Origin of the sequence: Halorussus lipolyticus (assembly GCF_029338375.1) — an archaeon.
In the GTDB taxonomy this organism is placed as follows: Archaea; Halobacteriota; Halobacteria; order Halobacteriales; family Haladaptataceae; genus Halorussus; species Halorussus lipolyticus.
In genome coordinates, this window is sequence record NZ_CP119804.1 from 57,677 (window position 1) to 82,263 (window position 24,587).

The following is a 24,587-nucleotide window of genomic DNA, read 5'->3' on the forward strand; positions in this document are numbered from 1 at the left end:
TTCTGCCGAGTTACAGGTCCGACGCCGGTGAAACCATCGCCAGCCGGAAATCGGCTTTCGTAATCAAGGAGCGCGTCGGCCTCAGGCGTGGCCTACCGCGGAACAATCAGTCCTTACCGTCTCCTCTGGTCGGGTATGGGCTAACTTCTGCAACTCTTTGGAGAACGTATCGGAGTGGGTGAATAATGACAAATCGGTCGTCGTCGTGAAACGAGTCGTCTCGGCCAACCGGGTCCCGGACGACACCCAAAATACACCTACTCGCGAAATCGAACTCGACCGACGGCAACGGTTGAGGCCACCAGCGAGGCGGTCCTGACCACGGGCCACGCCGACGCGACCACCGAGGCCGGTCCTGAATTCCTGTCGGCTATTCGACTTCTAACGTCGTCAAACAGGTTCGGGGTTCAAGAAACCCTAAGTGGCGATGCGCCGAGGGGACCGATATGGCGGCAATCGACACTACCGACCTCACGAAGCGGTTCGGCGACGACGTTCTCGCCGTCGATTCGCTCGAACTCACCGTCGAGGAGGGCGAGATATTCGGCTTCCTCGGCCCGAACGGTGCGGGCAAATCCACCACCATCAACCTCCTGTTGGACTTCATTCGGCCGACGGCGGGGTCGGCGACGGTGCTTGGCTACGACGCCCAGCGCGAGACCCAAGCCATCCGGGAACGCGTCGGCGTCCTCCCGGAGGGCGCGACCCTCTACGACAGACTGACCGGCAGAGAACACGTCGAGTGGGTCGCCCGGACCAAGACCGCGGACGCCGACCCCGACGCGATTCTCGACCGCGTGGGTCTCGACCCCGACGACCGCGAGCGCCCCGCAGGGGGCTACTCGAAAGGGATGAGCCAGCGCCTCGCGCTCGGGATGGCGCTGGTCGGCGACCCCGACCTCCTGATTTTAGACGAACCCTCGTCGGGCTTGGACCCCAACGGGATTCAGGAGATGCGGGAACTCCTCCGGGAGGAGGCCAACCGGGGCACCACCGTCTTCTTCTCGTCCCACATCCTGCCGCAGGTCGAAGCGGTCTGTGACCGAGTGGGCATCATGAGCGAGGGCAGACTCGTCGCCGAGGACACCATCGCGGGCCTCCGGGAGTCCTCGGGCGGGACCAGTCGAATCACCGCGAAGGTGGACCGGGTGCCCGAAGGCTTCGACCTCGCCGACCTCGAAACCCTGTCTGGCGTCGAGAGCGCGACTGCCGACGACAACGCCGTCACCGCGGTCTGCTCGGCCCCCGGCGCGAAGATGGACGTGCTTCGGCGAATCGACGACGCGACCGCAGTCCGAGACATCCACTCCGAGGAGGCCTCCCTCGAAGACCTGTTCAACCGGTACACCGACGCCGAAGGCGGGGCCGACCCCGACGAAACCGGCGAGCGAGACGGCGAGTCCCCGGAGGTGGCGGCATGAGTTTCCGGGCCGTGGTCAGCAAGGACTTCAAGGACGTGCGCCGGGCGAAACTGCTGTGGTTCGTCGGCGGCATCTACACCCTGTTCGCCGTGCTGTTCTTCTACACCGGGAGTACCGGCGAGGACCCCGCGGTCCTCCGACAACTCTGGAACATGTCGGGCCTCGCGGTACTGTTCATCCCGCTAGTCGCGCTGGTGGCGGCCTACCTCTCCATCGCCGGCGAGCGCGAGTCGGGCAGTATCAAGTTCCTCCTCTCGATTCCCAACCAGCGCCGGGACGTGGTGCTGGGCAAGTACGTCTCGCGGGCGAGTCTCGTCACCGGTGCCATCCTGCTGGCGTTCGGGGTCGCCGCGGTCCTCTCGACGGCGTGGTACCCCGAGGTCGATTTCTCGACGTTCGCCCGCGTCGTCGGTCTCACCCTGCTGTTCGCGCTGGCCTACGTCTCGATTGCGGTCGGCATCTCGGCGCTGACGGCCTCCCGGTCGCGGGCCATGGGCGGCGCTATCGGCTACTTCTTCGTGTTCAACGTCCTCTGGATTCAGGGGTCGGCGTTCTCGGTGGTCGGCGCGCTCCGGTTCGTCTTCGAGGACACGCTGGGTCTCGCGCTGTCCCAGAACACCGAGTCGTTCGTCCAGAGTCTGAGTCCCGCGACGGCCTTCCTCCAGTCGCTCCAACTCGCCTTCCCCGATGGCTACCGTGACATCCCACCAGCGGACCCCTCGACGCCGTTCTACCTCGAAGCCGAGTTCATGCTGGTGATTCTCGCGGCGTGGATCGTTCTTCCCCTGCTGGTCGGCTTCTGGCAGTTCGAGCGCGCCGACCTCGGGTAGCGCAGTTCTCGTAATTCCCTTTTCTCCTCGGTTCGAGATGTGGATAAACACTGGTGAAGACTTTTAGTACTACAGGGAGTAGTACTCAATATGAGCGAGACGACTCGGATTACTCGAAAGGGACAAACAACGATTCCACAGGAGTTGCGAGAGAAGTACGGCCTTGAACCGGGAGATGCAGTCGTCTGGGAGGAGACCGACGATGGAATCGTCGTTAAAAAGACCGAGAAGACCGAAGCAAGAGGACTGCTTGCGGGCGACATGAGCGAAGACGAGCGACGAGCAGTTGCCGAAGAACTCGGCGACGAGATTCGAGCTAAGCGCGATGAGGAGTGGACGGTCGAATGAAAACCTACACCGTCGATTCGGTCGCACTCATCCACTACCTTCTGGACATCCTTCCGGAGCAGGCGCTCGCGGTGGTCGAGGAGGCGGAGGCTGGAAACGCACGACTGGAAGTCCCAGCCATCGTCCTTGTCGAAACGTCCTACATTTTGCAGAAACGCGACGAGGTACGGGGAATCGACGTGCGAGACATCTCCGAGCAAGAGGACATCGAGGGCGTTCTTGCGACGATAGAGCGAGGTTCGCCAATCGAACTAGTCGAAACGGGATACGACGAAGTGCGCGGCGTCGCCGGGCAGATGGCATCGTTTTCGATTCACGACGCGATGATAGTCGCCAGTCACGAGAGTCGAAACACTGACGCCGTGCTGACCAAGGACGGGACCATTGCGGACAGTAACGTGCCGACTGTTTGGGACTGAACTACCGGCAATTCCGCGTCCGGCGAACAGACGTAAGTCGCTCAATCGGCTACCTTCTTCCGTGTCACTACTCGGAAGCGATTCGACCGACAGCGTCGCGGAAACTGCACAGGAAGCCAAAGAAGAAGTAACCGGCGAGTCACCGCCCAAGACCCACTCCACGTCGTTCAAACTGGCCCGCGCCCTGTTCGGCGGGGTGCTGGCGTTCACGGCGCTGGACAACTTCCGGAGTCTGGACGAGATGGTCGGCTACGCCGAGAGCAAGGGCGCGCCGGAACCGGAGACCACGGTGCCCTTCATCAGCGGAAGCCTGCTGTTCGGCGGCCTCGGCATCGCGGCGTGGAAGCTTCCGCGCCTCGCGGCCGGTGCGGTGGCCACCTTCCTCGTGACCGTCACGCCCGCCATGCACGACTTCTGGTCCATCGACGACGACCAGCAGAAAGAACAGGAGATGATTCACTTCCTGAAGAACGCCGCGCTGTTGGGCGGCGCGCTCGCATTCCTCCGGGTCGGACAGGACGAGTGAACTCGCTCGCCTTTTCTCAGATGACGCCCGTTTTCTCGACGGCCTCGATGGCGGCCGCCTCGCTCATCCCGTTGCCCAGAATCGTGTAGCGGTCCCGAATCTCGTGGGCAGAGGTGAGTGCGGCCACGACCATCTCGGGGTCGATGCCCAACTCGTCGGCGGTGGCGGGCGCGCCGATGGTTTCGAGCGCCTGCCGGACGCCCTGCCAGTTGCCGCCGTGGAGGTACTCGGCGATGATGGTGCCGACGCCGACCTGATGGCCGTGGAGCGCGGCGTCGGGGACCATCCGGTCGAGTTGGTGGGAAAAGAGGTGTTCCGCGCCCGAGGCCGGACGCGACGACCCCGCGATTGACATCGCCACGCCCGACGAGACCAGCGCCTTCACGACCACCCACGCCGATTCTTCGAGGCCCTGCTTGATGGAATCGGCGTTGTCCACCAGCATCTCGGCGGTCATCTCGGCCAGCGCCGCGGAGTAGTGCGAGTACTCGACGTTCTGGAGTCGATTGGCGAGTCGCCAGTCCTTGACCGCGGTGTAGTTGCTGATGATGTCGGCGCACCCCGCGGTGGTGAGTTCCCACGGCGCGTCGGCCAGAATCTCGGTGTCCGCCACGACTGCGAGGGGTGGCGCGGCGGCGACGCTGTGGCGGGTGTCGCCCTCCGGGACCGACCCTCTGCCCGAGACGATGCCGTCGTGACTCGCCGCCGTGGGGACCGAGACGAACCCGGTCCCGAGGTCGTCGCTCGCCATCTTGGCGATGTCGATGGCCTTCCCGCCGCCGACGCCGACGAGGTAGCCGGCGTCTACCTCCTCGGCCACCTCGATGACTCGCTGGACCGACTCGAACGTCGCCGACTCGATTTCCACGATTGCCGGGTCGTCGCCCGCGTCCTCGAAGTCCGCCGCGACGCGCTCTGCGGCGACTTCGCGGGGCGTGGGACTGGTCACGACCAGCGGCCGCCCCTGCAAGTGGAGTTCGGAGACGGCCTCGACGGTGCTGTCGAGGACGCCGTGGCCGACTACCACGTTGCGCGGCAGGCGAATCCACGTCGATTTGTCGAACATACGGGCTACTCTATGGCGGGTCGGGAAAACAGTTTACCTCTCTGCCCGCAGGCGTTCGCTGTCAGCGGGTTTCGCGGATTGGGACAATCCACAAGTCCGCCGAGGACGGCAGTCTACGAAGCGCGATAAGTGGCACAATCCACGGGATGCGCCGCGTTCGCGCAGAACTGCGCGAACGCGGCGGGGAGGTTCGGGACGCGGTGCTGTGCGGTTGCGGTGCTATGCGGTTGCGGTGCTATGCGGTTGCGGTGCAGTAGACGGCTTTGCTTAAGCCTGAAGCTGGCTACCCCGCGGTTCTCCTCGACGCGAGGTCCGTTGGAGAAATAAATAGAGGGACAAACAAATTATAAATATTGTCTAAAGACAACAATAAATGTCTTCATATCTACTCCCGAAGCGTCCCGCGCGAGGAGCGCCACCCCGACTTCGCCGGTTGCTGGTCCTGTCGGAGGGCGTGGCGGACCGCCAGCACGTGGCGGGCGAACGCCGCGCCCGCCAGCAGGCCAGCGCCGACGATTGCGTTCGCCGAGAAGCCCGCAATCGGGGGCGCGACGAACCACTCGGGGAAGTACACTGCGCCCGAAACCACGAGGACCCACGCCGTCGCGCCCCCGGCCTGCAACACCGCGAGGCCGATAGTCGTGCGCTGGACCAGCGACGAGAGGGCGTCCCGGCCGCGGACGGTGTTGTCCCCAGCGGTGAGTCGCGGGACGAGCGCGACGGCCAGCGCGAGACTGGCCCCGACGACGCCGACGAGGCCGTCGGCGAACTGGACCGCTGTGAGCCACCCGACCCAGAGCAGAGTCTCGGCGAGCGCGAGACCGGCGACTGCTCGCGCGGGAATCGGCCGACTCCACCCGTTGACCGTGACGTGGGCCAGCAACGCCTCCACGAGCATCCCGGCCGAGAGACCGACCACGCCGACGAGCGCAGTCACCGAGAGCGTGGCGGAATCGCCCACCAACCCGAACCAGACGGAGAGCGCCGTGACCTCGACGGTCGTCAGGAGGACCACGCCGACTCCTCTGACGGTCGCTCGAATGGCCTCGCGTATCATCGTCGGGAGCGTACGGAGAGAGACGGTCGGCGACGACGATGCAGTGACATGCCTCGACAATGGAGTGCAGGGATGTTTGTTATCAACCTCCTGAAAGCGGTAGCGCGGACCTGCGAACGGTCTCAAATCCGGATTAACGACGCGCTCGGCGGCTTCAGCACTCGGAAGTCGGGTTAGGTGATTCTTCGGCTACACTCCCGCGGAAGGTCACGGGGTCCGGAAACTTAGAGCGTGTCGAGTACGCCAAGCACGCGCTCCTCGGCGTCTCTGCCGGGGTCGTACTCGCTCCCGTCGCGGTCGCTATCGAGGGACTCTGCGACCGTCTTCTCCATGGCCTCCGCGAGCGGGGTCGAGTCCCACCCGAGGTTCGCCAGTTTGTCCGTATCCAGCACGTGGGGGTAGTCCCGGTAGAGGATGAAGTCGTCGGGCGAGAGGTCCGCCGCAGAGAGTTCGCGCTCCCCGGCGTGAACGATGTCGATGTCGGTATCCAGCGCGTCCGCGATGAGTTCCAGCATCTCGTCTATCGTCACGATGCGGCGGTCCCCCACGTTGTAGGACTCGCCGGGCGTGCCCTCCTCGGCGACGGTCCGGAGCGCGCTCGCCACGTCCTCGACGTAGGCGCGGTGCCACACGTTGTCGCCGTCGCCGGGCACGACCACCCGGTCGTAGTTGGCGACTCGGTGAATCCAGTAATCCAGTCGCTCGGTGTAGTCGTGGGGACCGTAGACGATGCAGGGCCGGACGCTGTAGGCGTTGACGCCGCGGTCCGCCGCGGCCTCGATTGCTCGGTCGCCCTCGGCTTTCCGGTTGCCGTAGGTCTCGCCCGAGTCGTCGGTGGCCTGCTCCATCGTGCAGGGTCGGAGTTCGGTCTCGTCCTCGCGCTTGGGTATCTCCTCGTTTCCGTAGGCGTCGCCCGACGAGATGTAGACGTAGGCCTCGGCGTCCGAGAAAATCTCGGTCGCGGCCCGGACCTCGCGGGGCTTGTAGGCCACGCAGTCGAAGACGGCGTCGGGTTCGACCTCCTGCTTGGCCCGTTCGAGCGCGGTTTCGTTGGTCCGGTCGCCCTCGTAATGGGTGACGGCGTCGTTCTCCTCGAAGGGATTTTCGTGATTTCCGCGGTTGAAAATCGTCACGTCGTAGTCGTGGTCCAGCAGGTCCGAGACGAGGTGGCGGCCGATGAACCGCGTGCCGCCGATGACGAGTGCGGTGTCCATGCCCGCGCTTGGTCGCGGCGTTTGAAAGACCTACTGGAGTCGGAAATCGCCCCGCCCACCCCGAATCTGACGAAACACAAATTCTGGCCCGAAACCGAAACGATTGCTTCGGTGTTGGGGGAAAAGCCACTTTATCGTCCTATTTTTGCCTGATTTGCGCGAATCGGGTACAACGTTTATCAATGAAAACCACGAATATGAGTAGCATGGGACAGAGAGAGGCCGAGTCAGACGGAATCGAAATTCGGGAAGCCGAAACGGGGGACGTTGACGGCATCCGAAACGTCGCGCTGGCGTCGCTCCGCGCGTCCTACGCCGACGTTCTCGACGAGGAGGTCATCGAAACCGCGGTCGAGAACTGGTACGCCGACGAGGCCATGGACGCCGAACTCGACGAGGACGGGATGCTCTACCTCGTCGCCGTGGCGGGCGACACCGTGGTCGGGTTCTCCCAGAACCTCGTGTCCGAGGAGGGCGGCACCGGGACCATCCTCTGGTTACACGTGGACCCCGACAACCGCGACCAAGGCGTCGGCTCCACCCTCCTGAAGCACACCCAAGCGGTCCTCTCGGAGCGCGGCGTCGAACACGTCGCCGCCGAAGTGCTGGCGGGCAACGAGAACGGGACGCGCTTCTACGAGGAGAACGGCTTCGAGAGGTCCATCGAGCGCGAGACCGAAATCGGCGACGGAACGTACACCGAAGTTGTCTACGTCCAAGAGGGCAAGGAGAAGTTCGAGGTCCGCGAGTACGACGGCCAGACCCTCTACGTCAACTGGCTAGAGAGCGACCGGGGGTCGAAGGCCCCGTTCTTCGCGGCCTACAGCGACGAGGACGGCGAAAATCTCTACGGCTACTTCTGTTCGAACTGCGAGAGCTTCGACACCGCGATGGACTCGATGGAGCGGTTAGAGTGCAACGAGTGTGGGAACACGAAGAAGCCGGTTCGGTGGGACGCTTCGTATCTGTGAAGACGGCCGAAAGAAACGTACTCGTTTCTTAAACACGCTTTTTAGTTGCTGATTCGCGGGGGAAGCGACGCGAAACCGCCGAGAAGCAGACCTCTGAAAGTCCTGTCGGGCCGAGAGGTCGGTGTGGTACTCCACGAGTCGCGGGTGGCCCTCCTTGATACTGGAGTTGCGGACCGGAGTTGTTACGCCAGCGAGAAGTCTCCAATCGGCGTCCGAGACGCGAACCGACGCCTGAATTAGACGCATCTAAAAATAGACTTCGACCAACAACATTATTGCATTCGGTGGTATTTTTACGAGTGACAATGGATACCTCGACGCGACGACGAGACGAGCATCGACTCTCTCGCAGACGAGCGATTACCGCCGGGTCCGGACTCCTCGCTACCGGATTGGCCGGCTGTCTCGGAAGCGTTAGCGGCGGACAGGGCGGCGAAACGAGCGGTTCCGGCGACGGACCAGTCGCCGTGGCGTCGTTCTTCAGTTTCTACGACTTCGGCCGGAAGATAGCCGAGGAGACGCCGGTCGAGGTCCGGAACCTGATTCCGACCGGACTCCACGGCCACGGGTGGGAACCGAACGCAAGCATCACCAAGGACATCATCGAAGCGGACGCGTTCATCCACGTCGGGCCGGATTTCCAGCCGTGGGCCGACCGAGCGATACAGACGCTGAAGGACGACGACATCGACACGCACCTCATCAACAGCCGCGAGGGAATCGAGTTGGCCGACCTCGCGGCCACGCTCGACCCCGACGAGGAGGGCGTCGGTAAGGACCGAGGCAAGGACCCCCACTTCTGGCTCGACCCCCAGCGCGCCAAGCAGTCGGTCGATAACATCGCCGACGGCCTCGCCGAAATCGCGCCCGACCACGAGGAGACGCTCCGGGAGAACGCCGAGACCTACAAATCTGATGTTCTCCAGCGAATCGACGAGGACTATCAGGCCATCTTCGACGCGGCGTCCCGCGACGTGGTGCAACTCGCCGCCCACAACGCCTTCCAGTACATCGGGGTCCGGTACGGCGTCGAGATGCGACCCCTCGTGGTGAACCTCGCGGCCAGCGGCGACGTGAAACCCTCGGACATCGTGAAAGCCAAGAAGGTCATCGAGGAGAACGACATCAACTACATCGGTAACGGCGTCTTCGAGTCGCGGAAGCCGGCGAAGCAACTGGTCCGCGAGACGCAGGTCGAGGCCTACTACCCGGTGACGCCCTACGCCGGCGTCCGTGAGAACTGGGTCGAGAACAACTGGGGCTACGAGGAGATAGCCTACAACGTCAACATGCCCACCTTCGAGGTCGTCCTCGGCAACAAGTCGCCCGACGAGGCCGGACCCGACGGGTGGAATCAAGAGTGGAGGAACTTCGAATGAGTACCGCGACCGGCCGGGAGACGGGAACGGAGCGCGACGAGGCGGTCATCTCCCTCTCGGACGTGGACTTCGGCTACACCGCGACCCCGGTGGTCGAGGACATCTCGATGCGAATCGACCCCGGCGAGTACGTCGCGGTCGTCGGGCCGAACGGGTCGGGGAAATCGACGCTGATGAAACTCATGCTCGGCCTGCTCCGCCCAGACGAGGGCGTCGCCCGACTGTTTGGCGAGCCATCCCACAAGTTCGACGACGGCTCTCGAATCGGCTACGTCGCACAGCACGCCAGCGCCGCCAAGGAGATGCCCATCACCGTCCGCGAGGTGGTGAAGATGGGTCGATTCCCCCACGTCGGATTCGGGTGGCTCTCGGCCGACGACTGGGCCATCGTGGACCGGGCGCTCGAAACGGTCGGCATGACCGCGTTCGCCGACCGTCGCGTCACGCAACTCTCGGGCGGCCAGCGCCAGCGAGCGTTCATCGCTCGGGCACTGGCCAGCGAGGCCGACCTCCTCGTGCTGGACGAGCCAACGGTCGGCGTGGACGCCGAATCCGTCGAAGCGTTCTACGACCTCCTCGAAACGCTGAACGAGGAGGGCATCACGATACTCCTCATCGAACACGACCTGAGCGCCGTGACCGAACACGCCGAGCGCGTCGTCTGTCTCAACCGCGAGGTGTACTTCGACGGCCCGACCGACGAGTTCGTGGAGAGCGACGCGCTGAGTCGAGCGTTCGGGACCGCCGCCAACTTCGTGGGTGAGGCCAGATGACGGGCACGCTCCTCGCACCGATGCAGACGAGTCCGCTGGAACCGATATACCTCCTGCTCGAACTCTGGTCGGCACTCATGTTCTGGCTCGCCGGGGAGACCGGACTGGAGATGCTCCAGTACCAGTTCATGCACCGGGCGATTCTCGTCGGTCTCTGTATCGGCGTGATGGCACCGCTCATCGGCACCTTCCTCGTCCACCGGCAACTCGCGCTCATCGGCGACGCCCTCGCCCACACCGCGTTCGCCGGTGTCGCGGTCGGACTGTTCATCAACGCCGTGCTGAACGTCGGCGTCTCGCCGTATCTGACGGCCGTCGTCGTGGCGATGCTCGCGGCGCTCCTCATCGAACTCATTTCGGAGGCCACCGACGCCTACAACGACGTGTCGATGGCCATCGTCCTCTCGACCGGGTTCGCGCTCGGGACGACGCTCATCAGCATCAACGCCGGCGGGTTGGCGGTCGGCGTCAACCAGTATCTGTTCGGCAACCTCTCGACGGTCTCGAACGAGAGCGCCGCGATACTCCTCGTGCTGTTCGCGGTCATCGTCGTGACCGTCGGGGTGACGCGCAACCAGTTGCTCTACGTGACCTTCGACGAGACCGCCGCCGAGGTCTCGGGTCTCTCCGTGGACTGGTACAACCGCATCATGGTGATGCTGACCGCGCTGGTCGTCGTCGGCGCGATGCAGATTATGGGCGTCATCCTCGTGGCGGCGATGCTGGTCGTCCCCGTCGCCGGAGCGGCGCAGGTCTCCCGGAGTTTCACCGAGTCGCTCCTCGTCTCGATGGTGTTGGCAGAGTTGGCGGTTCTCCTCGGCATCGGTGTGGCTTACTACGGCGAGGCCACGGCCGGAGGAGTAATCGTCCTCGTCGCGGTCGCTATCTACGTCGTCGCGGTCCTCGCCGGGAAGCTACAGACCTCGCTCGCTGACGACCGGACCCCGGAAATCGGGAGCATCGAGGCCGAGAAGAATACGTCCCGGTCAGATTGAGACGACGATTCTCGCTAGCGGCTTAAGATACCTAATTAGTGTTCAAGCGTTAGTAGAGAATCTTCTAAAAAATGGATTTGTTGCTTTAACGCTCAGTCTGTCCCACTCTGTGCGACTCAACTACCTGCCCCACGAACGCTAGCCCGAGGAGGCGGTGAACCCCTAAGATGGTTCTGGTTGAACTGTGAGGGTTTCGACACCGCGATGGACTCGATGGAGCGGTTAGAGTGACCAGTACGGGAACACGAAGAGGCCGGTTCGGTGGGACGTGTCGTATTTGCAGCCCCATATTTTATGATTCAATTACATTTAAATAGAATTGCGTATTTCTATTTATAATATTAATTTCTATTAATATTATTATAGAGACTTTACACCAGTGAGAATACGCCTCAGCAATAATTCCCTCAAGTTCGTGAGATGGTCTCAAAAATCGCTTCTTTTTGTTTCTTCCTGACTAGATTCCGATGATTCATACGAATTATATAATACTAAACCAAGAATGCCTGAAACTAGCCCGAGTAATCCCCATTTTATCGGGTGACTTCGCCCCTCATTTTTCGCCCTTCGATATAAATGAATACCTATACTCACCCAAAGAAATACAAAGAAAAGGGGGATTAGTAATAACTCTGCGCTTCCCGGTACTGGAATATATGGTAGGATGGATCCCATGTATAATCGGGCACGACTTTTCTTTACTTAAATCCTGTGACTCAAATACCAGGAAGAAATATTATATAACAAATAAATAGAAAGCTATAATTTGGTGACAGGGAGATAAGCATTTGCTGCTATGAAAGGAAATAGCCAGCAGGAAGAAAAGCTAAGCGCGAAGAATCGACGCAAGTTCCTCAAGACTGCCGGTGTTGCGGCGGTTACTGCTGCATCAACGCCAGCTATCACTAGTGCGACCAAGCCGGATTCGCACGAAGTGTACGAGCAGTCGCTAAAACTTCGAGACCAAAACGACTGGGATGTCTACCAATGGCGACGATATCTTGCAAAGAGAGGTCACAACCTCAAGACCCATGACAAGACCTTTACCGGCCGGTCCGGAGTCTCTGCTCAGAGATTTGACTGTTATCAGTGCACTCTCTTTGTGACCTTCGACGATCTTGCGTACGAGGATTACGCAGTAGTTGACTTCTCTTGGGAGATTGACCAGTCAGATAGCGATGATGGCGGACAAGCACCCTTGGACTACGCCACCATCGGCTACGATTCAGATCATTATTCCAAAAACCAGTCCCCCTACGTTTACTACGGAAACTACGTTTCCGACATTGGGGATCAGGACTCAGAAGGTGCAACAGGAATCGCAGTTGAGTGGGATGACGAGGCCTACCTGAATAATGAGGGTTCTGACGGGACTGCATCCGATTATTGGGGGATGTATCTGATTCCGAACTACTCCGACTACGACGAGTGGGAACGGAAAATTTACGTTGACCTCCACCACATCTGGGGTGACATCAAACTGGATAGCGTAGGGTTTAGTACTACAGGTCCAACCCTGAACCTCACTAGCGGAACTGAAAAATGGGTTCGAGAAACGGAAACCTTCGAAGGCTACATGGACGAAGGTGGCCAACATAAGGACACACGGGACAAAGAGTGCTGAATTAATTCATAAAAGATTAAAATAAATTCTTTGATGATAGCGTAATTACTACAACCACATTATGTAACTATAACTATTTAATGTGGCTTAGTCTGCGCCGCTCTGTACTATTCGCCCGGTTTCTTCGTCACGAACCCGCGCCTTCGGCGGCGGCGAGTTCCGAACGTCCTCCCGACCTTCTTCAGTAACCGCACGCTCGTAGGCTTCGGGCATCACCTTCACGAACTGGTCCAACACGGCGTCCCAGTTCGCCAGCAGTTCCTCTGCGCGCTCGCTGTCGGTGTAGGCCGCGTGGTTCTCCACGAGGCGGCGGAGGACCGACTCGTCGCGCTCCGAGAGCGAGGTTTCGAGGCTGACCATCCCCCTGTTGACGCGCCCGGCGAAGTCGCTCGACTGGTCCCAGACGTAGGCCACGCCGCCGGACATCCCCGCGGCGAAGTTCTTGCCGGTGTCGCCCAGCACCGCCACGACGCCGCCGGTCATGTACTCGCACCCGTGGTCGCCGACGCCCTCCACCACGGCTTTGACGCCGGAGTTCCGCACCGCGAACCGCTCGCCAGCCATGCCGTTGACGTAGACCTCGCCGCCGGTTGCACCGTAGAGGGCGACGTTGCCCACGACGACGTTCTCGGTGGGGTCGTAGGCCGCCGATTGAGGAGTTTCGACCGCCATGCGGCCCCCGGACAGGCCCTTGCCGAGGTAGTCGTTGGCCGCCCCTTCGAGGTGGAAGTCCACGCCCGACTGGAGGAAGGCACCGAAGCTCTGGCCCGCCGTGCCCCGGAAGTCACAGGAGAGCGTCCCGTCCGGCAGGCCCTCCTCGCCGTGAATCTCCGAGATTTTCCCCGAGAGCATCGCGCCGACCGCCCGGTCCTGATTGGCGATTTCGGCGTCGAGTTCGACCGGTTCGGCGTTCTCGACTGCGCTCTCGGCGAGTTCGAGGAGGTTCCGGTCCAAGTGGTCCCCAATCTCGTGGGTCTGTTCCCGAGTCTTGGTGCGCTGAGGACTCGCGGGGTCGTGGTCGGCGGGGTCGGCGATGATGCCCGACAGGTCCAACCCGCTGGCTTTCGGGTGGTCGGTCTCGCGTTGGTCGAGACACTCGACTCGGCCGACCATCTCCTCGACCGTCTCGAAGCCCAGTTCGGCCATGATTTCCCGAAGTTCCTGCGCGATGAACGTCATGTAGTTGACGACGTGTTCGGGTTCGCCGGGGAACCGCTTGCGCAGGTCCTCGCGCTGAGTGGCGACGCCCACGGGGCAGGTGTTCTGGTGGCACTGGCGGGCCATCACACACCCCGAGGAGACCAGACTCGCAGTCCCGAAGACGTACTCCTCGGCACCCAGAAGCGCCGCGACAGCCACGTCTCTCCCGGTCTTCAGGCCGCCGTCCACACTCACCCGAATCCGGGAGCGCAGGCCGGTCTCCCGGAGCATCTGGTTGGCTTCCGCGAGGCCCAACTCCCACGGCAGACCGGCGTGCTTGATGGAGGTCCGAGGACTCGCCCCGGTCCCGCCGGAGTGGCCCGAGACGTGAACCACGTCGGCGTTGGCCTTCGCCACGCCCGCGGCGATGGTCCCGATGCCGTCCTCCGAGACCAGTTTGACGTTCACGTCGGCGTCGGGGTTCGCCGACTTCAGGTCGAAGACCAACTGTTTGAGGTCCTCGATGGAGTAGATGTCGTGCTGTGGCGGCGGCGAGATGAGACCGACGCCCGGCGTGGCGTACCGGACGTGAGCAATCATCTCGTTGACCTTGCTCCCCGGCAGGTGGCCGCCTTCTCCCGGTTTCGAACCTTGGGCCATCTTGATTTGAATCTCGTCGGCGCTGGCGAGGTAGGCGCTCGTGACGCCGAACCGCCCCGAAGCGACCTGCTTGACGTTGCACTCGCGTTCGGTGCCGAAGCGTTCGGGGGGTTCGCCGCCCTCGCCCGTGTTCGATTTCGCGCCGAGGCGATTCATCGCAATCGCGTTGTTCTCGTGGGCCTCGGGCGACAGCGACCCCAGACTCATCGCCGCCGTCGAGAACCGCTCGGCGATGGATTCGACCGACTCGACCTCCTCGACCGGAATCGACTCTCTGCCCGCCGAATCGAATTCCAGCAAGCCCCGAAGCGTCTGGAGGTTCCCGTTCTGGTCGTTGACAGCCTCGGCGAACTCGTCGTAGGTGTCCGAATCGCCCTGTCGAACCGCCCGCTGGAGCGTGCCGACCGTCTCGGGGTTCCACTGGTGGCGGCGGCCGTCGGAGCGATGCTCGAACTCGCCTTGGCGCTCGATTTCGGGGTCCTCTGAGAAGGCTTTCCGGTGGCGCTCGCGCAGGTCGGCCGCTATCTCCTCGATGCCGACACCGCCGGTCTTGGCCGCGGTGCCCGTAAAGTACTCGGCCACGAAGTCCGAGTCGAGACCGACCGCCTCGAAAATCTGGGCACCCCGGTAGCTCTCGACAGTCGAGATGCCCATCTTGGCCATCGTCTTCTGAAGGCCGTCTTCCAGCGCGTGAACGTAGGCCTCGATTGCGTCGGCCTCGTCCGCGCCCTCCGGTCCGGCCACGATGTCGGCGATGGACTCGAAGGCCAGCGTCGGGTTGACCGCGCCGGCCCCGTAGCCCACGAGACAGGCGAGGTGGTGGACCGTCCGGGGGTCGCCCGACTCCACGACCAGACCGGCGTGGGTTCGCAGGCCCTCTCGGACGAGGAGGTGGTGGACCGCCCCGGTCGCCAGCAGACTCGGAATCGCCAGTCGGTCGTCGCCCATCTCGCGGTCCGAGAGGACCACCATCTCCGCGCCCTCTGCGACCGCTTCAGTGGCCTCCCGGCGGACGCGCTCGACCGCAGTTTCGAGGTCGGTCGAGTCGTCGTCGGGGTAGGTGATGTCTACGGTCGCGGTCGGAATCTCGTCCTGCTCGCGGACGCGGGCCATCTCGGCGTCGGTCAGGACCGGCGAGTCCAACACGAGTTGGCGGGCGTGGGCCGGGGATTCGCCCAGCAAGTTGCGCTGTCTGCCCAACCGGCTTTCGAGACTGGTCACGCAGTCCTCGCGGAGGTAGTCGATGGGTGGGTTTGAGACCTGCGCGAACAACTGCTTGAAGTACGAGAACAGCGGGCGGTCGAACTCCGAGAGGACCGACAGCGGCGTGTCGTCGCCCATCGACCCCACGGGGTCCTTGCCGGACTCGGCCATCGGTTCGAGGAGTTCGTCCAACTCGTCTCTGGTGTAACCGAAGGCGGTCTGGCGCTCCCGGAGCGAGGCGTCGAGTCGGGCGTCGGCGGTCGCTCCGGCGCGGGGGTCGGCGTCGCCCACGTCGAGTTCGACCTGCTCGTCCTCGACCCACTCGCCGTACTCGTCGTCGGTCAGGTCGTCGAAGACCTCGGCGTCGGGAATCACCCGGCCCTCGTCGGGGTCAGCCAGAAAGAGTTGGCCGGGTTCGAGTCTGCCGCGCTCCCGAATCTCGCTCTCGTCGGTGTCGAGCGCGCCGGCCTCGCTCGCCATCACGAGGCGGTCGTCGGTCGTCACGTCGTACCGGCAGGGCCGGAGACCGTTGCGGTCCAGCACCGCGCCGACGCGCTCGCCGTCGGTGGCCGCGACCAGCGCGGGGCCGTCCCACGGTTCCAACAAGGAGGCGTGGAAGTCGTAGAACTCCTTGCGGGCGTCGGCCATCTGGTCGTCGCCGCGCCACGCCTCGGGGACCATCATCCGGAGGGCGTGAGGGAGTTGTCTGCCGCCCTCCAGCAGGAGTTCGAGGGCGTTGTCCACCGCGGCGGTGTCGCTCCCCTCGGGGTCCGCGACGACCGGGGCGACCTTCTCGGGGTCGAACCGGTCGGTTTCGAGGGACTCCTCTCTGGCGCGCATCCAGTTGATGTTGCCCCGGATGGTGTTGAACTCGCCGTTGTGGACGACTCTCCGGTAGGGATGGGCGAGGTGCCACGCGCCGAGGGTGTTGGTCGAGAACCGGGCGTGGACCATGGCGAAGGCGGTTTCGAGGCGGTCGTCCCGGAGGTCCGGGAAGTAGCCCGGCAGTTGCTCGCCCTTGAGCAGACCCTTGTAGACGACGGTCTGGCGGTCGAGCGAGCAGACGTAGAAGCGACTCGCGCCCGCGGCGTCTACCCCACCCACCGAGCGTTCGAGGACCCGCCGGGCGACGTAGAGGCGAGTGTCGAAGGTCTCGGGGTCGGGCGTTTCGCCCCCGTCGGGTCGGACGAAACACTGCCAGATTGCGGGTTCGGAGTCGAGCGCGGTCGCCCCGAGGTCCGCGTTGTCGGTCGGCACTCTGCGCCACGCGAACAGGTCCAGTCCCTCGTCGGCCAGCACGTCCTCGGCGAGTTCCCGGAGTCGGGCGCTCGACGCCTCGGCTTTCGGGAGAAAGACAGTGCCGACGGCGTACTCGTCGGGACTCGGAAAATCGTCGTCAAGGCCGGCCCCTACTTCGTCGGCGAAGAAGTCGTGAGGCTTCTGGAGGAGGACCCCGGCCCCGTCGCCGGTGTTCTCCTCTGCGCCGGTGGTGCCCCGGTGTTCGAGATTTTCCAGTAGTTCGAGGCCGTCGGCGAGGACCCCGTGGCCGCCGCCGTCGGCGAGGTCCATCACGACGCCGACGCCGCAGTTCGCGCGGTAGTCGTCGGGGTCGGCGAGGAGGTCCGCGTCGGACCGCGAAGCGGCCCCCGCGCGGGTTCGACCACCTGCTCGGGATTGGTCTCCGGAGTCGGAAAGTGGGTACTCGGTCATGAGATAACAATCCTCGAACCCCTACAAGAGGCTACCCCTGAATGGCTAAGGACGTTTTAATACCAAATAAGGAGATTAATATTGTTTGGACGGGTTCGACCGGGTGACGGTCAGCTGTCAGCGAGGAGTTCCGGGGGCGTCGCGGACGGGTCGGCGATTCGGACACGTCACACCCATCGGAGACATCTCTACAATTCTTTTGCAATTGTATAGGTTGTCGAGAGTCGAATCCGGCGTTCCGGCCGTCGCTACGCCGAGAAGTACCGGAAGGTCACCCCGCCCGCGAGGAACAGCGCGAGGCCGCCCACCGCGGTCCCAATCGGTCCGCCGGGGAGGTCCGACGATTCGTCTCCGGCCCCGGTCGAATCGGTCGCCTGCTCGGTCGTGACCGGGGTGGTTTCGGTCGGGGCCTCGTCGCCGACGGTGGGAGCGTCGCTCCGGGTACGCTTGGTGTCGTCGTCCTCGACCGCTCGCTCGGTCGTCGTCGCGGTCGTCGGGTCGTCGGACGACGACTCGTCCGACCGGTCGCTGGTGTCGCCGAATCCACCACCGTCACTGCCGTCATCACCGCCAGCACCGCCGCCGTTACCGCCACCGCCGGACCCGCCGTCCGAGTCGTCCTCGGTCGTCGTTCGCTGGGTCGTGGTCGCGGTGGTCGTCGTCGTGGTCGTCCCCGACCCGCCGCCGGCCGACCCCGTGAGGTCGCGCCGCTCGGAGGCCCCCGACTCCCACGTCACGGTCGTCCCGGTCGAACCGCCGTTCACCGCGAGCGAGAGCGTCTCGTCGGTCGCGTCAGTGTCGGGGTCCGAGACCGACACGTCGTAGAATCCCGACTCGTTGGTCGTCGCCGTCGCCACGGTCCGGCCGTCGTAGACGACTTCGACGGTCGCACCGGCCAGCGCGTCCCCGTCGCCGTCGGTGACGGTCCCGTAGAGGCGATGTGGCGGGTCCGGAACGCTCGCACCGGGACCGGCCGCCGCGACCAGTACCGCCGCGACCGCGAGTGCGATTACCGCGCCGACTCGGCGCGTCCGTCGTCGGTCAGTTGGGTCTGAGTCTGATTCGAGCATATCAGTAGGAAGTCGTGTTGTAGGTCGCGTCGTCCGAGACGAGGAGCCAGTACCCTTCGCCCGGCCGGAAGGTGTCGTTCTGGAGGTCCACCAGTCGGTAGTCGAGCGCCCCGTCGGTCCCTTGGGCGAACGCCGTCACGTCGTCGGCTTCGACCGTCCCGAGGGCATCGCCCGCGGACCGCTCGCCCTCCTCCCAGTGGCCGACCAGATTCCACCCCGCTTCGAGTTGCTCGGTGCGCGTCTGACCGCCGGCCACGTTATCGACGGTCACGTCGATGGTTGTCGAGCGGTCGGCCACGAAGACGTACCCCTTGCCCCCGACCAGCGCCGAGAAGTCGTTGGTCGGCGCGTCGGGGTCGTAGCTCTGCCACTCGTTGTCGTCGTAGGTCCAGACCGTCTCGACGCCCGCGAGGGTGAGGTCCGACAGCGAGACGTTGCCCTCGACCGCGGGGACCGACACGAAGTTCTCGCCGGGGACCAGCGACAACCGGACGGTGTGAATCTCGGCCGGGATGGCGGTCCCGCCCGAATCGCCGAACTCCTCGGTGTAGCTTCCGGGCGCGAACGAGACGGTCGGCGCGTCGTCGGTCGAGACGTGCCCCGAGACGGTCACGTTTATCTCGGTCGTGGCGCTCTCGGTGCCCGAGACGCCGGTGACGGTCGCATTATCGACGCTCACGTCGCCGGCCGCGAGTCCGCTCGCGTCCACCGACTCGCTGAACTCGACGGTCAGCGTGGTCGCGGTGGCGTTAGCGTCCCGAATCCACGCGCTCGCCGGTTCGGGGTCGGCCCGGTCCACCACCGCCGTCGCGGTCTGGCCGGTCGCCCCGTCGCCCTGCGGGTCGGTTGCGGTTTCGAGGCGCACGTCGTACTCGCCGTCTCTGCTCGGCGTGACCGTCGCGTTGTACTCGTAGCCGCCAGAGCCGTTGGGCGATTCGGCGAACTCGTCGGTCGTCAGATTCCGGGTCCCGTTCGGCCCGGTCACGGTCGCTCGAACCGAGGAGAGTCGGTCGGTGGAGTCGAACCGGACCGACACGTTGTCGCCCGCGGTCCCGGCGTCGAACCCGCTGACGGTCGGCGGCGTGTCCACGACGAAGGAGAACGTCGCGTTGGCCCGGTTGTCCAGCGTGTCGTTGGCGACTACCTCGACAGTCACGTCGCCGTCGGCGAGCGAGATTCCTGCTGTCGCGGGGTCTACCGCCAACTCGCCGCCGGAGAAACTGACGCCCGGTGTAGCGGTCCCGACCGAATCCAACGTCGTGCCCGCAGAATCCGTCACCGTCACGCCGACCGACGAGGACGCCACGCCGGTCGCGTCCCCAATCGAGACGTTGACCGGGACTTGCGAGTCGGCCACCGTCCCGGTCGGCGACCCGCTGTCGAACGTCGGCGGGGTGGTATCGACCCGGAAGGAGAACGTCGCGTTGGCCCGGTTGCCCACGGTGTCGTTGGCCGCCACCGTGACCGTCACCTCGCCGTCGGCGAACGAGACGCCGGCCTCGTCGGAGTCCAGCACCAGTTCGCCGCCGGAGAAACTGACCCCTGCTGTGGCAGTACCCACCGCGTCGAGTTTCGTGCCCGCCGAATCCGTCACGGTGAGTCTCAGACTGCTCGCGTTCACGGCGTGGGTCGCGTCGGAGACGTTGACCGTGACGTTCGCCCGGTCGTCGGCCACGGTGGTCCCGGCGGGCGACTCGCCCGCGAACTCGGGACCGGTCACGTCCGCGGTGGTCGCGTTCGTCGCGCCCGACGCGCCGTCGTTACCCATCCCGTCCTCAGCGAGACCGAGCGTGGCCTCGTAGGTCCCGTCGGCGCTTCCCTCGTAGGTCGCTGTGTAGGTGTAGGGACCGGTCCCGGTCTCGGTGAACGACGACCGGTCGAGCGTCACCGACCCGGCGGGCGTCGAGAGCGCGACCGAGACCGCCGAGAGGCGCTGGTCGCTGTCGAACGCGACCGAAACCTCCCGGCCGGTCGGGTTGGCGACGCGCAGGTTAGCCACCTCGGGCGTGTCGGTGTCCACCGGGAACTGGTAGGCGTTCGACGCAATCGGGTTCCCGACCGGGTCGTAGGCGTCGCTCACGCTGAGCGTGGCGTCGGTGGTCTCGTCGTCGTCGGCCACGGTGAGCGTCCCGGTCCACGCCGTCGAGTTGACGAAACTCCCGCCCGAGAGGGTGTACGACCGATTCAGGCCCGAGACGATTGCGGTCGGCGAGCGCGAGGTATCGACCGGTTCGTCGAACCTGACCGTCACCTGCTGGCCGGTCCCGGCGGTCGAGTCGTTGACCCCGCCGCCCGCAATCGTGACGCCCGCGACGCCCGGCGCAACCGTGTCCTTCTCGACCGGTATCTCCTCTACGAACCCCTCGATGTTGGGATAGCCGGCGTCCAGCGTCATCGACTCGACGGTCACGGACCCCTCCGAGAGCGACGAGGCGTCGATGCCGGAGACCGTCACCGTGGTCTGGTCGGGGGCGACGCTGGCGGACTGTACCACGGAGTTCGTCCCGTCGCCGAGTCGAACCCGGACCTCGTCGGCGTCCGACCCCGAGACGAGTTCGACCGTCACCGAGTAGTCGCTGGCGTTACTCGCTGTGATGTCGCCTGCCTTCGTCGCCTCTGGCTTGGCCGGGCCGGTGGTGTTGACCCGGAAGGTGTTGGTCGCGTCGGGGGCCAGCGCGTTGCCCTCGGCGTCGGTCGCCTCGGCGACCCGGATGGCGGCCTCGGTGTCGTCGTTGTCGTCCTTAATCATCACCGTCCCGGTCCACGCAGTCGCGTTGGCGTAACTCCCGGACACGTCGTAGGTCCGATTCAGCCCCGTCAGCGTGACGTTCGGCGCGTCGTCGGTCGCCATCTCGTCGTCGAACATGACGGTCACGGTCTGCTGAGTCCCCACGTCGTAGGTCCCGATTGGCGCGTTCGTGATGGTCGCGTCCGCGACACCCGGCGTCGTCGTGTCCTTCGTCAGCGTCGCCACGGTCGCCGTCGCGGCGTTGTCGCCGTAGTCGGTCAGGGTCGCCGAGACCGACAGTTGCCCGTCGGCGAGCGTCGAGAGGTTCAGGTCGGCGAACGTCACCGCGTGGGGGTCCGTATCGCCGTCGGTCTCGTTGGCGACTGTCGTGTTCGCCTCGACCGTCGCGCTCCCGTCCGAGACGGTCACGTCGAGGAGACCGGCCTCGTGGTCGTCAGCCAGTCGGACCGTGAGGTCGTATGCTTCGACGTTGCTCGCGTTGACCGGGCGACTCGTCGCCGACTGGGGCGCGGCGGGTTGCTGGGTGTCCGCCAGCACGGTCGTCGCGGTGTCGGCCGGATTGTCGTAGGCGTCGAAAATCGCGTCGGACGCGGGCCGAATCGTGTCGTTTCCGATGTCGGTCGGGACGGCCGCCGCGTCGAGTTCGAGATACGCCGTGTCGGTGTTCGGCCAGTGGGTGACGCTACTGATACTCGACGCACCCGCACCGTTCGCGTCGGCGTACACGAAGTCGCTGGCCGAGAGGTCTCCTCCCGAGGAGTTCGAGACTTTCTCGCTGAACGTGACTTTCACGGTCGGTCCGCCGGCCTCTATCTCGGCCTCCTCGATGGTCGGAGAAGTGGTGTCAACCGTCACTACGTCCGAGAGAGTCTGATTGTTCGTGACCTCGTTGTCGAAGTCGTCGGTCGCGGTTCGGAGGTCTGCGGTGTAGTCGCCGTCGGTGCTGGCGGTGTAGGTCGCGGTGTAGGTGTAGGTCCCGCTGTCGTTCTGTTCGGTGAAGTCGGTCAGTGTCGTGGACTCCGGCCCGGTCAGGTCGGCCTCGTGGGTCTGGAGTTGCTCGTCGGTGACCATCGTGAGTTCGAGTTGCTGGCCCGACGGGTTGGTCAGGTTGAAGTCGGTGACCCACGGCGGCGACCCGTCGATGCGTATCGTCGCGGACCCGCCGGCCGTCAGGTCGGTGCCCGTGGTGAGCGAACTCGCCCCTTCGTAGACGTAGACCGCGTACTCTCCGTCGAGGCCCGTGGTATCCGAGAAGGTAGTCGAGTGCGCCAGATTGTCGTCCTCCGATGCAACCGAGGTCGCTCGGTCGCCCGAACTGTATTGGCCGTCAGCGTCGGCGTCCAGCACGACGTGCATCGTACTTCCGTCGTCGGCGGTGTCGTCCACGTAACTGACGGTGAACGAGTTCCCCGCCTTGATTTCCGACTTGCTGATGCCCACGCTCTCGGCTTGGCTTCGTGCGGTGTCGGTCAACACGCTTACCCCGGCCGTGACGGCCGCGACCACTACAACGACCGAGACCAAAGCCGAGAGCCATTCGCGTGACCGAACCATTTTTTCTACCTTTAAAGTTACTATTGATAGACCTATCGGTTTTCGAAAATCGGGACAGGACAGCGTACTTACTGTATTCCTCCAAATATATTAGCAGTGAGACGATTATAAATCGACTATACGTCACTCGCCGCCCTCGCCGTGGGAAAATCCTATGAGAGCAGGGATAAGTACCAAAAGCATGAGGGATACGAACTTGGGCGACGAACCGGCGGTCGTGACCGAGTTTCTCGACGAGTACAACGTGGTCGAGAAGTTCCAGACGGGCGTCGGCCGAATCCACGCGCAGGCCCTCGGGATGAAGATTCACTCGCTCGACCACGGACGCGGGTCCTACGAGTTCGACGTGCTGACGTGGGACGACGGTCGCGCCGTCGCATACTACCCACCGGAAGTAGAGTTCAGCGCGGTCCTCCTGTTCCCGACCGGGTGGGGGTACTACTGCTGTCAGAGTCCGCAGGATACCGCCGACGTCGCAGACTGGTTCGAGGACGAACTCTCGGAGCATCTGGACGACGACGAGGCGATTATCGAACTGGTCGATGTCGAGACGGAGTAGGCCCTCGACTGCGAGTAGGGGCTACCACTCGGTCAGCGCCTGCGCGCCGTAGTTGTGCGAGAGGACGCCGAAGAAGGTCAGGACTGCGCTGAGGGCGGCGGCCCCGCCGACGAAGAACACCCAGTCGATTTGCGTCGCCATCAGGGCACCGCCGAGCATCGGCGCGAGGACGCTCCCCGGCCGCCAGACCAACTCCCGGATGCCGAAACTGGAGGCCACGCTCCCGTCGTCGGTGCCCTCGTCGGCGAACAGCGCCATGCTGGCGGGTTCCCGGATGCTGTCGGCGACTCCCAGCAGGCCGTTGCAGACGAGCAGGGGGAGAAAGGCGGCCGAGAGGGTCCCGAGGAGGGGGAAGGTCGCGGGCAGGTTTAGCGCGGTTCCGATGGCGGGCGTGAACGGGACCGCGATGGCGACCAACCCGTAGAGACCCCCGCCGACGAAGACGAACAGCGAGCGCCCGGCGCGGTCCGAGAGTCTGCCGGTGTGGGGTTGCAAGAGCATGTTCGTGACCTTCTCGGCGGTGACGACGAGACCGATGACCAGCGGGGTGGTGTAGCCCAACCCGCCCTGCGCGGCAGTGACGCCGGCGTAGATGGGCACCCACGTCCGGACCAGCGTGACCGCGACGGCGTACTGGGCGCGGAAACTCGTCAGGGTCCAGAGCCGGCGGTTGAACGCCAGTCCGGCGAAGGGGTTGCCTTTCACGCGGGACTCGTCCTCGTCCAGCAGGAACCAGACGCCGACCATCGCGGGGACGAGGAGGACGACGAGGACGGTGTAGACGGCCTCGAACCCGCCCCACTCGTAGAGACCGCCCGCGGCGAGACTGCCGAGGATGCCCGCCGCGAGTCGCCACGAGTTCGCTTTCCCGATGTGGTTGGCCCGCCGGTCGGGCGGGGAGAGTTCGCCGACCAGCGCCAGCGACATCAGGCCCGACCCGGTGACGGCGATGCCTTGCAGGCCGCGGACGAGGATGAACTGCCACGACTCCGCAGAGGGATTCGAGACCAGCGCGAACGCGATATAGCTCAGGATGCTCACCCCGAGGACGCCCACGAGGACGAGTCGCTTGTCTCCTCGGTCGCCCGCCCACGCCAGCGGAATCGTGGCGAGGGTCTGCGCGGCGGTGAACGCCGTCGTGAACAGGCCGACGACCAACCCGGTGGCCCCGAACAGGGTGATGTACTTCGGGAGGAGGGTCAACAGCGTCACGAACCCGAACCCGGAGGCGAACCGCGTCAGATAGAGCGCGTAGAACTGGAGTTTCTCCTCGTTCACACCGAAAAAAGCTCCTCGGGCCGGAAAAGTCGTTTCGGAAC

General features: G+C 64.2%; 19 protein-coding genes. 11 read left to right on the forward strand and 8 right to left on the reverse strand.

The features are described 5' to 3' along the window. Positions 1-446 precede the first annotated feature (446 nt). The 5 genes from P2T57_RS00335 to P2T57_RS00355 all read left to right on the forward strand — a co-directional run bounded on the left by P2T57_RS00335 (position 447) and on the right by P2T57_RS00355 (position 3,544). The gene (locus P2T57_RS00335) at positions 447-1,421 is read left to right on the forward strand and encodes an ABC transporter ATP-binding protein (RefSeq protein ID WP_276300488.1); all 975 of its coding nucleotides are present in this window, start codon (positions 447-449) and stop codon (positions 1,419-1,421) included. Next, complete coding sequence (locus tag P2T57_RS00340; protein ID WP_276300489.1) at positions 1,418-2,251, forward strand: ABC transporter permease subunit; 834 nt, start codon at positions 1,418-1,420, stop codon at positions 2,249-2,251. The genes P2T57_RS00335 and P2T57_RS00340 overlap by 4 nt, the downstream gene beginning before the upstream one ends. A 90-nt stretch (positions 2,252-2,341) precedes the next feature. Then, positions 2,342-2,599, forward strand: a complete 258-nt coding sequence (locus tag P2T57_RS00345) for an AbrB/MazE/SpoVT family DNA-binding domain-containing protein (protein ID WP_276300490.1) — start codon at positions 2,342-2,344, stop codon at positions 2,597-2,599. Beyond that, positions 2,596-3,018 (forward strand): PIN domain-containing protein, encoded by a 423-nt coding sequence (locus P2T57_RS00350; RefSeq protein ID WP_276300491.1) that lies wholly within the window; start codon positions 2,596-2,598, stop codon positions 3,016-3,018. Before P2T57_RS00345 ends, P2T57_RS00350 begins: the two co-directional genes overlap by 4 nt. Positions 3,019-3,079: 61 nt before the next feature. Further along, positions 3,080-3,544: a DoxX family protein gene (locus tag P2T57_RS00355; RefSeq protein ID WP_337250808.1), complete on the forward strand. Its 465-nt coding sequence runs from the start codon at positions 3,080-3,082 to the stop codon at positions 3,542-3,544. Positions 3,545-3,560: 16 nt separating this feature from the next. On the opposite strand, the gene P2T57_RS00360 is transcribed toward P2T57_RS00355, so the two are convergent. From P2T57_RS00360 to P2T57_RS00370, 3 genes are all read right to left on the reverse strand, one after another. Beyond that, complete coding sequence (locus tag P2T57_RS00360; RefSeq protein ID WP_276300492.1) at positions 3,561-4,610, reverse strand: NAD(P)-dependent glycerol-1-phosphate dehydrogenase; 1,050 nt, start codon at positions 4,608-4,610, stop codon at positions 3,561-3,563. Between the two features lie 385 nt (positions 4,611-4,995). Then, the gene (locus tag P2T57_RS00365) at positions 4,996-5,667 is read right to left on the reverse strand and encodes a hypothetical protein (RefSeq protein WP_276300493.1); all 672 of its coding nucleotides are present in this window, start codon (positions 5,665-5,667) and stop codon (positions 4,996-4,998) included. A gap of 224 nt (positions 5,668-5,891) precedes the next feature. Then, positions 5,892-6,881 (reverse strand): NAD-dependent epimerase/dehydratase family protein, encoded by a 990-nt coding sequence (locus P2T57_RS00370; RefSeq protein WP_276300494.1) that lies wholly within the window; start codon positions 6,879-6,881, stop codon positions 5,892-5,894. 206 nt (positions 6,882-7,087) lie between these two features. Here P2T57_RS00370 and P2T57_RS00375 point away from each other — a divergent pair, with 206 nt between their 5' ends. From P2T57_RS00375 to P2T57_RS00390, 4 genes are all read left to right on the forward strand, one after another. After that, complete coding sequence (locus P2T57_RS00375; RefSeq protein WP_276300495.1) at positions 7,088-7,852, forward strand: GNAT family N-acetyltransferase; 765 nt, start codon at positions 7,088-7,090, stop codon at positions 7,850-7,852. A gap of 305 nt (positions 7,853-8,157) precedes the next feature. After that, entirely contained in the window at positions 8,158-9,231 is a 1,074-nt protein-coding gene (locus tag P2T57_RS00380; RefSeq protein ID WP_276300496.1) for a metal ABC transporter substrate-binding protein, read from the forward strand. Next, the gene (locus P2T57_RS00385; protein WP_276300497.1) at positions 9,228-10,004 is read left to right on the forward strand and encodes a metal ABC transporter ATP-binding protein; all 777 of its coding nucleotides are present in this window, start codon (positions 9,228-9,230) and stop codon (positions 10,002-10,004) included. Before P2T57_RS00380 ends, P2T57_RS00385 begins: the two co-directional genes overlap by 4 nt. Beyond that, complete coding sequence (locus tag P2T57_RS00390) at positions 10,001-10,999, forward strand: metal ABC transporter permease (protein WP_276300498.1); 999 nt, start codon at positions 10,001-10,003, stop codon at positions 10,997-10,999. The genes P2T57_RS00385 and P2T57_RS00390 overlap by 4 nt, the downstream gene beginning before the upstream one ends. A gap of 426 nt (positions 11,000-11,425) precedes the next feature. On the opposite strand, the gene P2T57_RS00395 is transcribed toward P2T57_RS00390, so the two are convergent. Further along, a complete protein-coding gene (locus P2T57_RS00395) occupies positions 11,426-11,674 on the reverse strand; it encodes a hypothetical protein (protein WP_276300499.1) in 249 nt (82 codons plus the stop codon). 121 nt (positions 11,675-11,795) lie between these two features. Between P2T57_RS00395 and P2T57_RS00400 the strand changes: the two genes are divergently transcribed. Further along, on the forward strand, positions 11,796-12,623 hold the full coding sequence (locus tag P2T57_RS00400) for a twin-arginine translocation signal domain-containing protein (RefSeq protein WP_276300500.1): 828 nt from the start codon (positions 11,796-11,798) through the stop codon (positions 12,621-12,623). A gap of 87 nt (positions 12,624-12,710) precedes the next feature. On the opposite strand, the gene gltB is transcribed toward P2T57_RS00400, so the two are convergent. The 3 genes from gltB to P2T57_RS00415 all read right to left on the reverse strand — a co-directional run bounded on the left by gltB (position 12,711) and on the right by P2T57_RS00415 (position 22,709). Next, positions 12,711-17,336, reverse strand: coding sequence for a glutamate synthase large subunit (gene gltB / locus P2T57_RS00405; protein ID WP_276300501.1), 4,626 nt, complete (start codon positions 17,334-17,336; stop codon positions 12,711-12,713). Between the two features lie 248 nt (positions 17,337-17,584). Then, on the reverse strand, positions 17,585-18,406 hold the full coding sequence (locus P2T57_RS00410) for a carboxypeptidase-like regulatory domain-containing protein (RefSeq protein WP_276300502.1): 822 nt from the start codon (positions 18,404-18,406) through the stop codon (positions 17,585-17,587). A 1-nt stretch (position 18,407) separates the two neighbouring features. After that, positions 18,408-22,709 (reverse strand): beta strand repeat-containing protein, encoded by a 4,302-nt coding sequence (locus tag P2T57_RS00415; protein WP_276300503.1) that lies wholly within the window; start codon positions 22,707-22,709, stop codon positions 18,408-18,410. Positions 22,710-22,890: 181 nt separating this feature from the next. Between P2T57_RS00415 and P2T57_RS00420 the strand changes: the two genes are divergently transcribed. Then, on the forward strand, positions 22,891-23,268 hold the full coding sequence (locus P2T57_RS00420; RefSeq protein WP_276300504.1) for a hypothetical protein: 378 nt from the start codon (positions 22,891-22,893) through the stop codon (positions 23,266-23,268). A 21-nt stretch (positions 23,269-23,289) separates the two neighbouring features. On the opposite strand, the gene P2T57_RS00425 is transcribed toward P2T57_RS00420, so the two are convergent. Then, positions 23,290-24,546: an MFS transporter gene (locus P2T57_RS00425; protein WP_276300505.1), complete on the reverse strand. Its 1,257-nt coding sequence runs from the start codon at positions 24,544-24,546 to the stop codon at positions 23,290-23,292. Positions 24,547-24,587: the final 41 nt, after the last annotated feature.

Bases quoted from the DNA above. Each gene is read 5' to 3' on its own strand.
- P2T57_RS00335 (WP_276300488.1), top strand. From the start codon at position 447: ATGGCGGCAATCGACACTACCGACCTCACGAAGCGGTTCGGCGACGAC.
- P2T57_RS00340 (WP_276300489.1), top strand. From the start codon at position 1,418: ATGAGTTTCCGGGCCGTGGTCAGCAAGGACTTCAAGGACGTGCGCCGG.
- P2T57_RS00345 (WP_276300490.1), top strand. From the start codon at position 2,342: ATGAGCGAGACGACTCGGATTACTCGAAAGGGACAAACAACGATTCCA.
- P2T57_RS00350 (WP_276300491.1), top strand. From the start codon at position 2,596: ATGAAAACCTACACCGTCGATTCGGTCGCACTCATCCACTACCTTCTG.
- P2T57_RS00360 (WP_276300492.1), bottom strand. From the start codon at position 4,610: ATGTTCGACAAATCGACGTGGATTCGCCTGCCGCGCAACGTGGTAGTC.
- P2T57_RS00365 (WP_276300493.1), bottom strand. From the start codon at position 5,667: ATGATACGCGAGGCCATTCGAGCGACCGTCAGAGGAGTCGGCGTGGTC.
- P2T57_RS00370 (WP_276300494.1), bottom strand. From the start codon at position 6,881: ATGGACACCGCACTCGTCATCGGCGGCACGCGGTTCATCGGCCGCCAC.
- P2T57_RS00375 (WP_276300495.1), top strand. From the start codon at position 7,088: ATGGGACAGAGAGAGGCCGAGTCAGACGGAATCGAAATTCGGGAAGCC.
- P2T57_RS00380 (WP_276300496.1), top strand. From the start codon at position 8,158: ATGGATACCTCGACGCGACGACGAGACGAGCATCGACTCTCTCGCAGA.
- P2T57_RS00385 (WP_276300497.1), top strand. From the start codon at position 9,228: ATGAGTACCGCGACCGGCCGGGAGACGGGAACGGAGCGCGACGAGGCG.
- P2T57_RS00390 (WP_276300498.1), top strand. From the start codon at position 10,001: ATGACGGGCACGCTCCTCGCACCGATGCAGACGAGTCCGCTGGAACCG.
- P2T57_RS00395 (WP_276300499.1), bottom strand. From the start codon at position 11,674: ATGGGATCCATCCTACCATATATTCCAGTACCGGGAAGCGCAGAGTTA.
- P2T57_RS00400 (WP_276300500.1), top strand. From the start codon at position 11,796: ATGAAAGGAAATAGCCAGCAGGAAGAAAAGCTAAGCGCGAAGAATCGA.
- gltB (WP_276300501.1), bottom strand. From the start codon at position 17,336: ATGACCGAGTACCCACTTTCCGACTCCGGAGACCAATCCCGAGCAGGT.
- P2T57_RS00410 (WP_276300502.1), bottom strand. From the start codon at position 18,406: ATGCTCGAATCAGACTCAGACCCAACTGACCGACGACGGACGCGCCGA.
- P2T57_RS00415 (WP_276300503.1), bottom strand. From the start codon at position 22,709: ATGGTTCGGTCACGCGAATGGCTCTCGGCTTTGGTCTCGGTCGTTGTA.
- P2T57_RS00420 (WP_276300504.1), top strand. From the start codon at position 22,891: ATGAGGGATACGAACTTGGGCGACGAACCGGCGGTCGTGACCGAGTTT.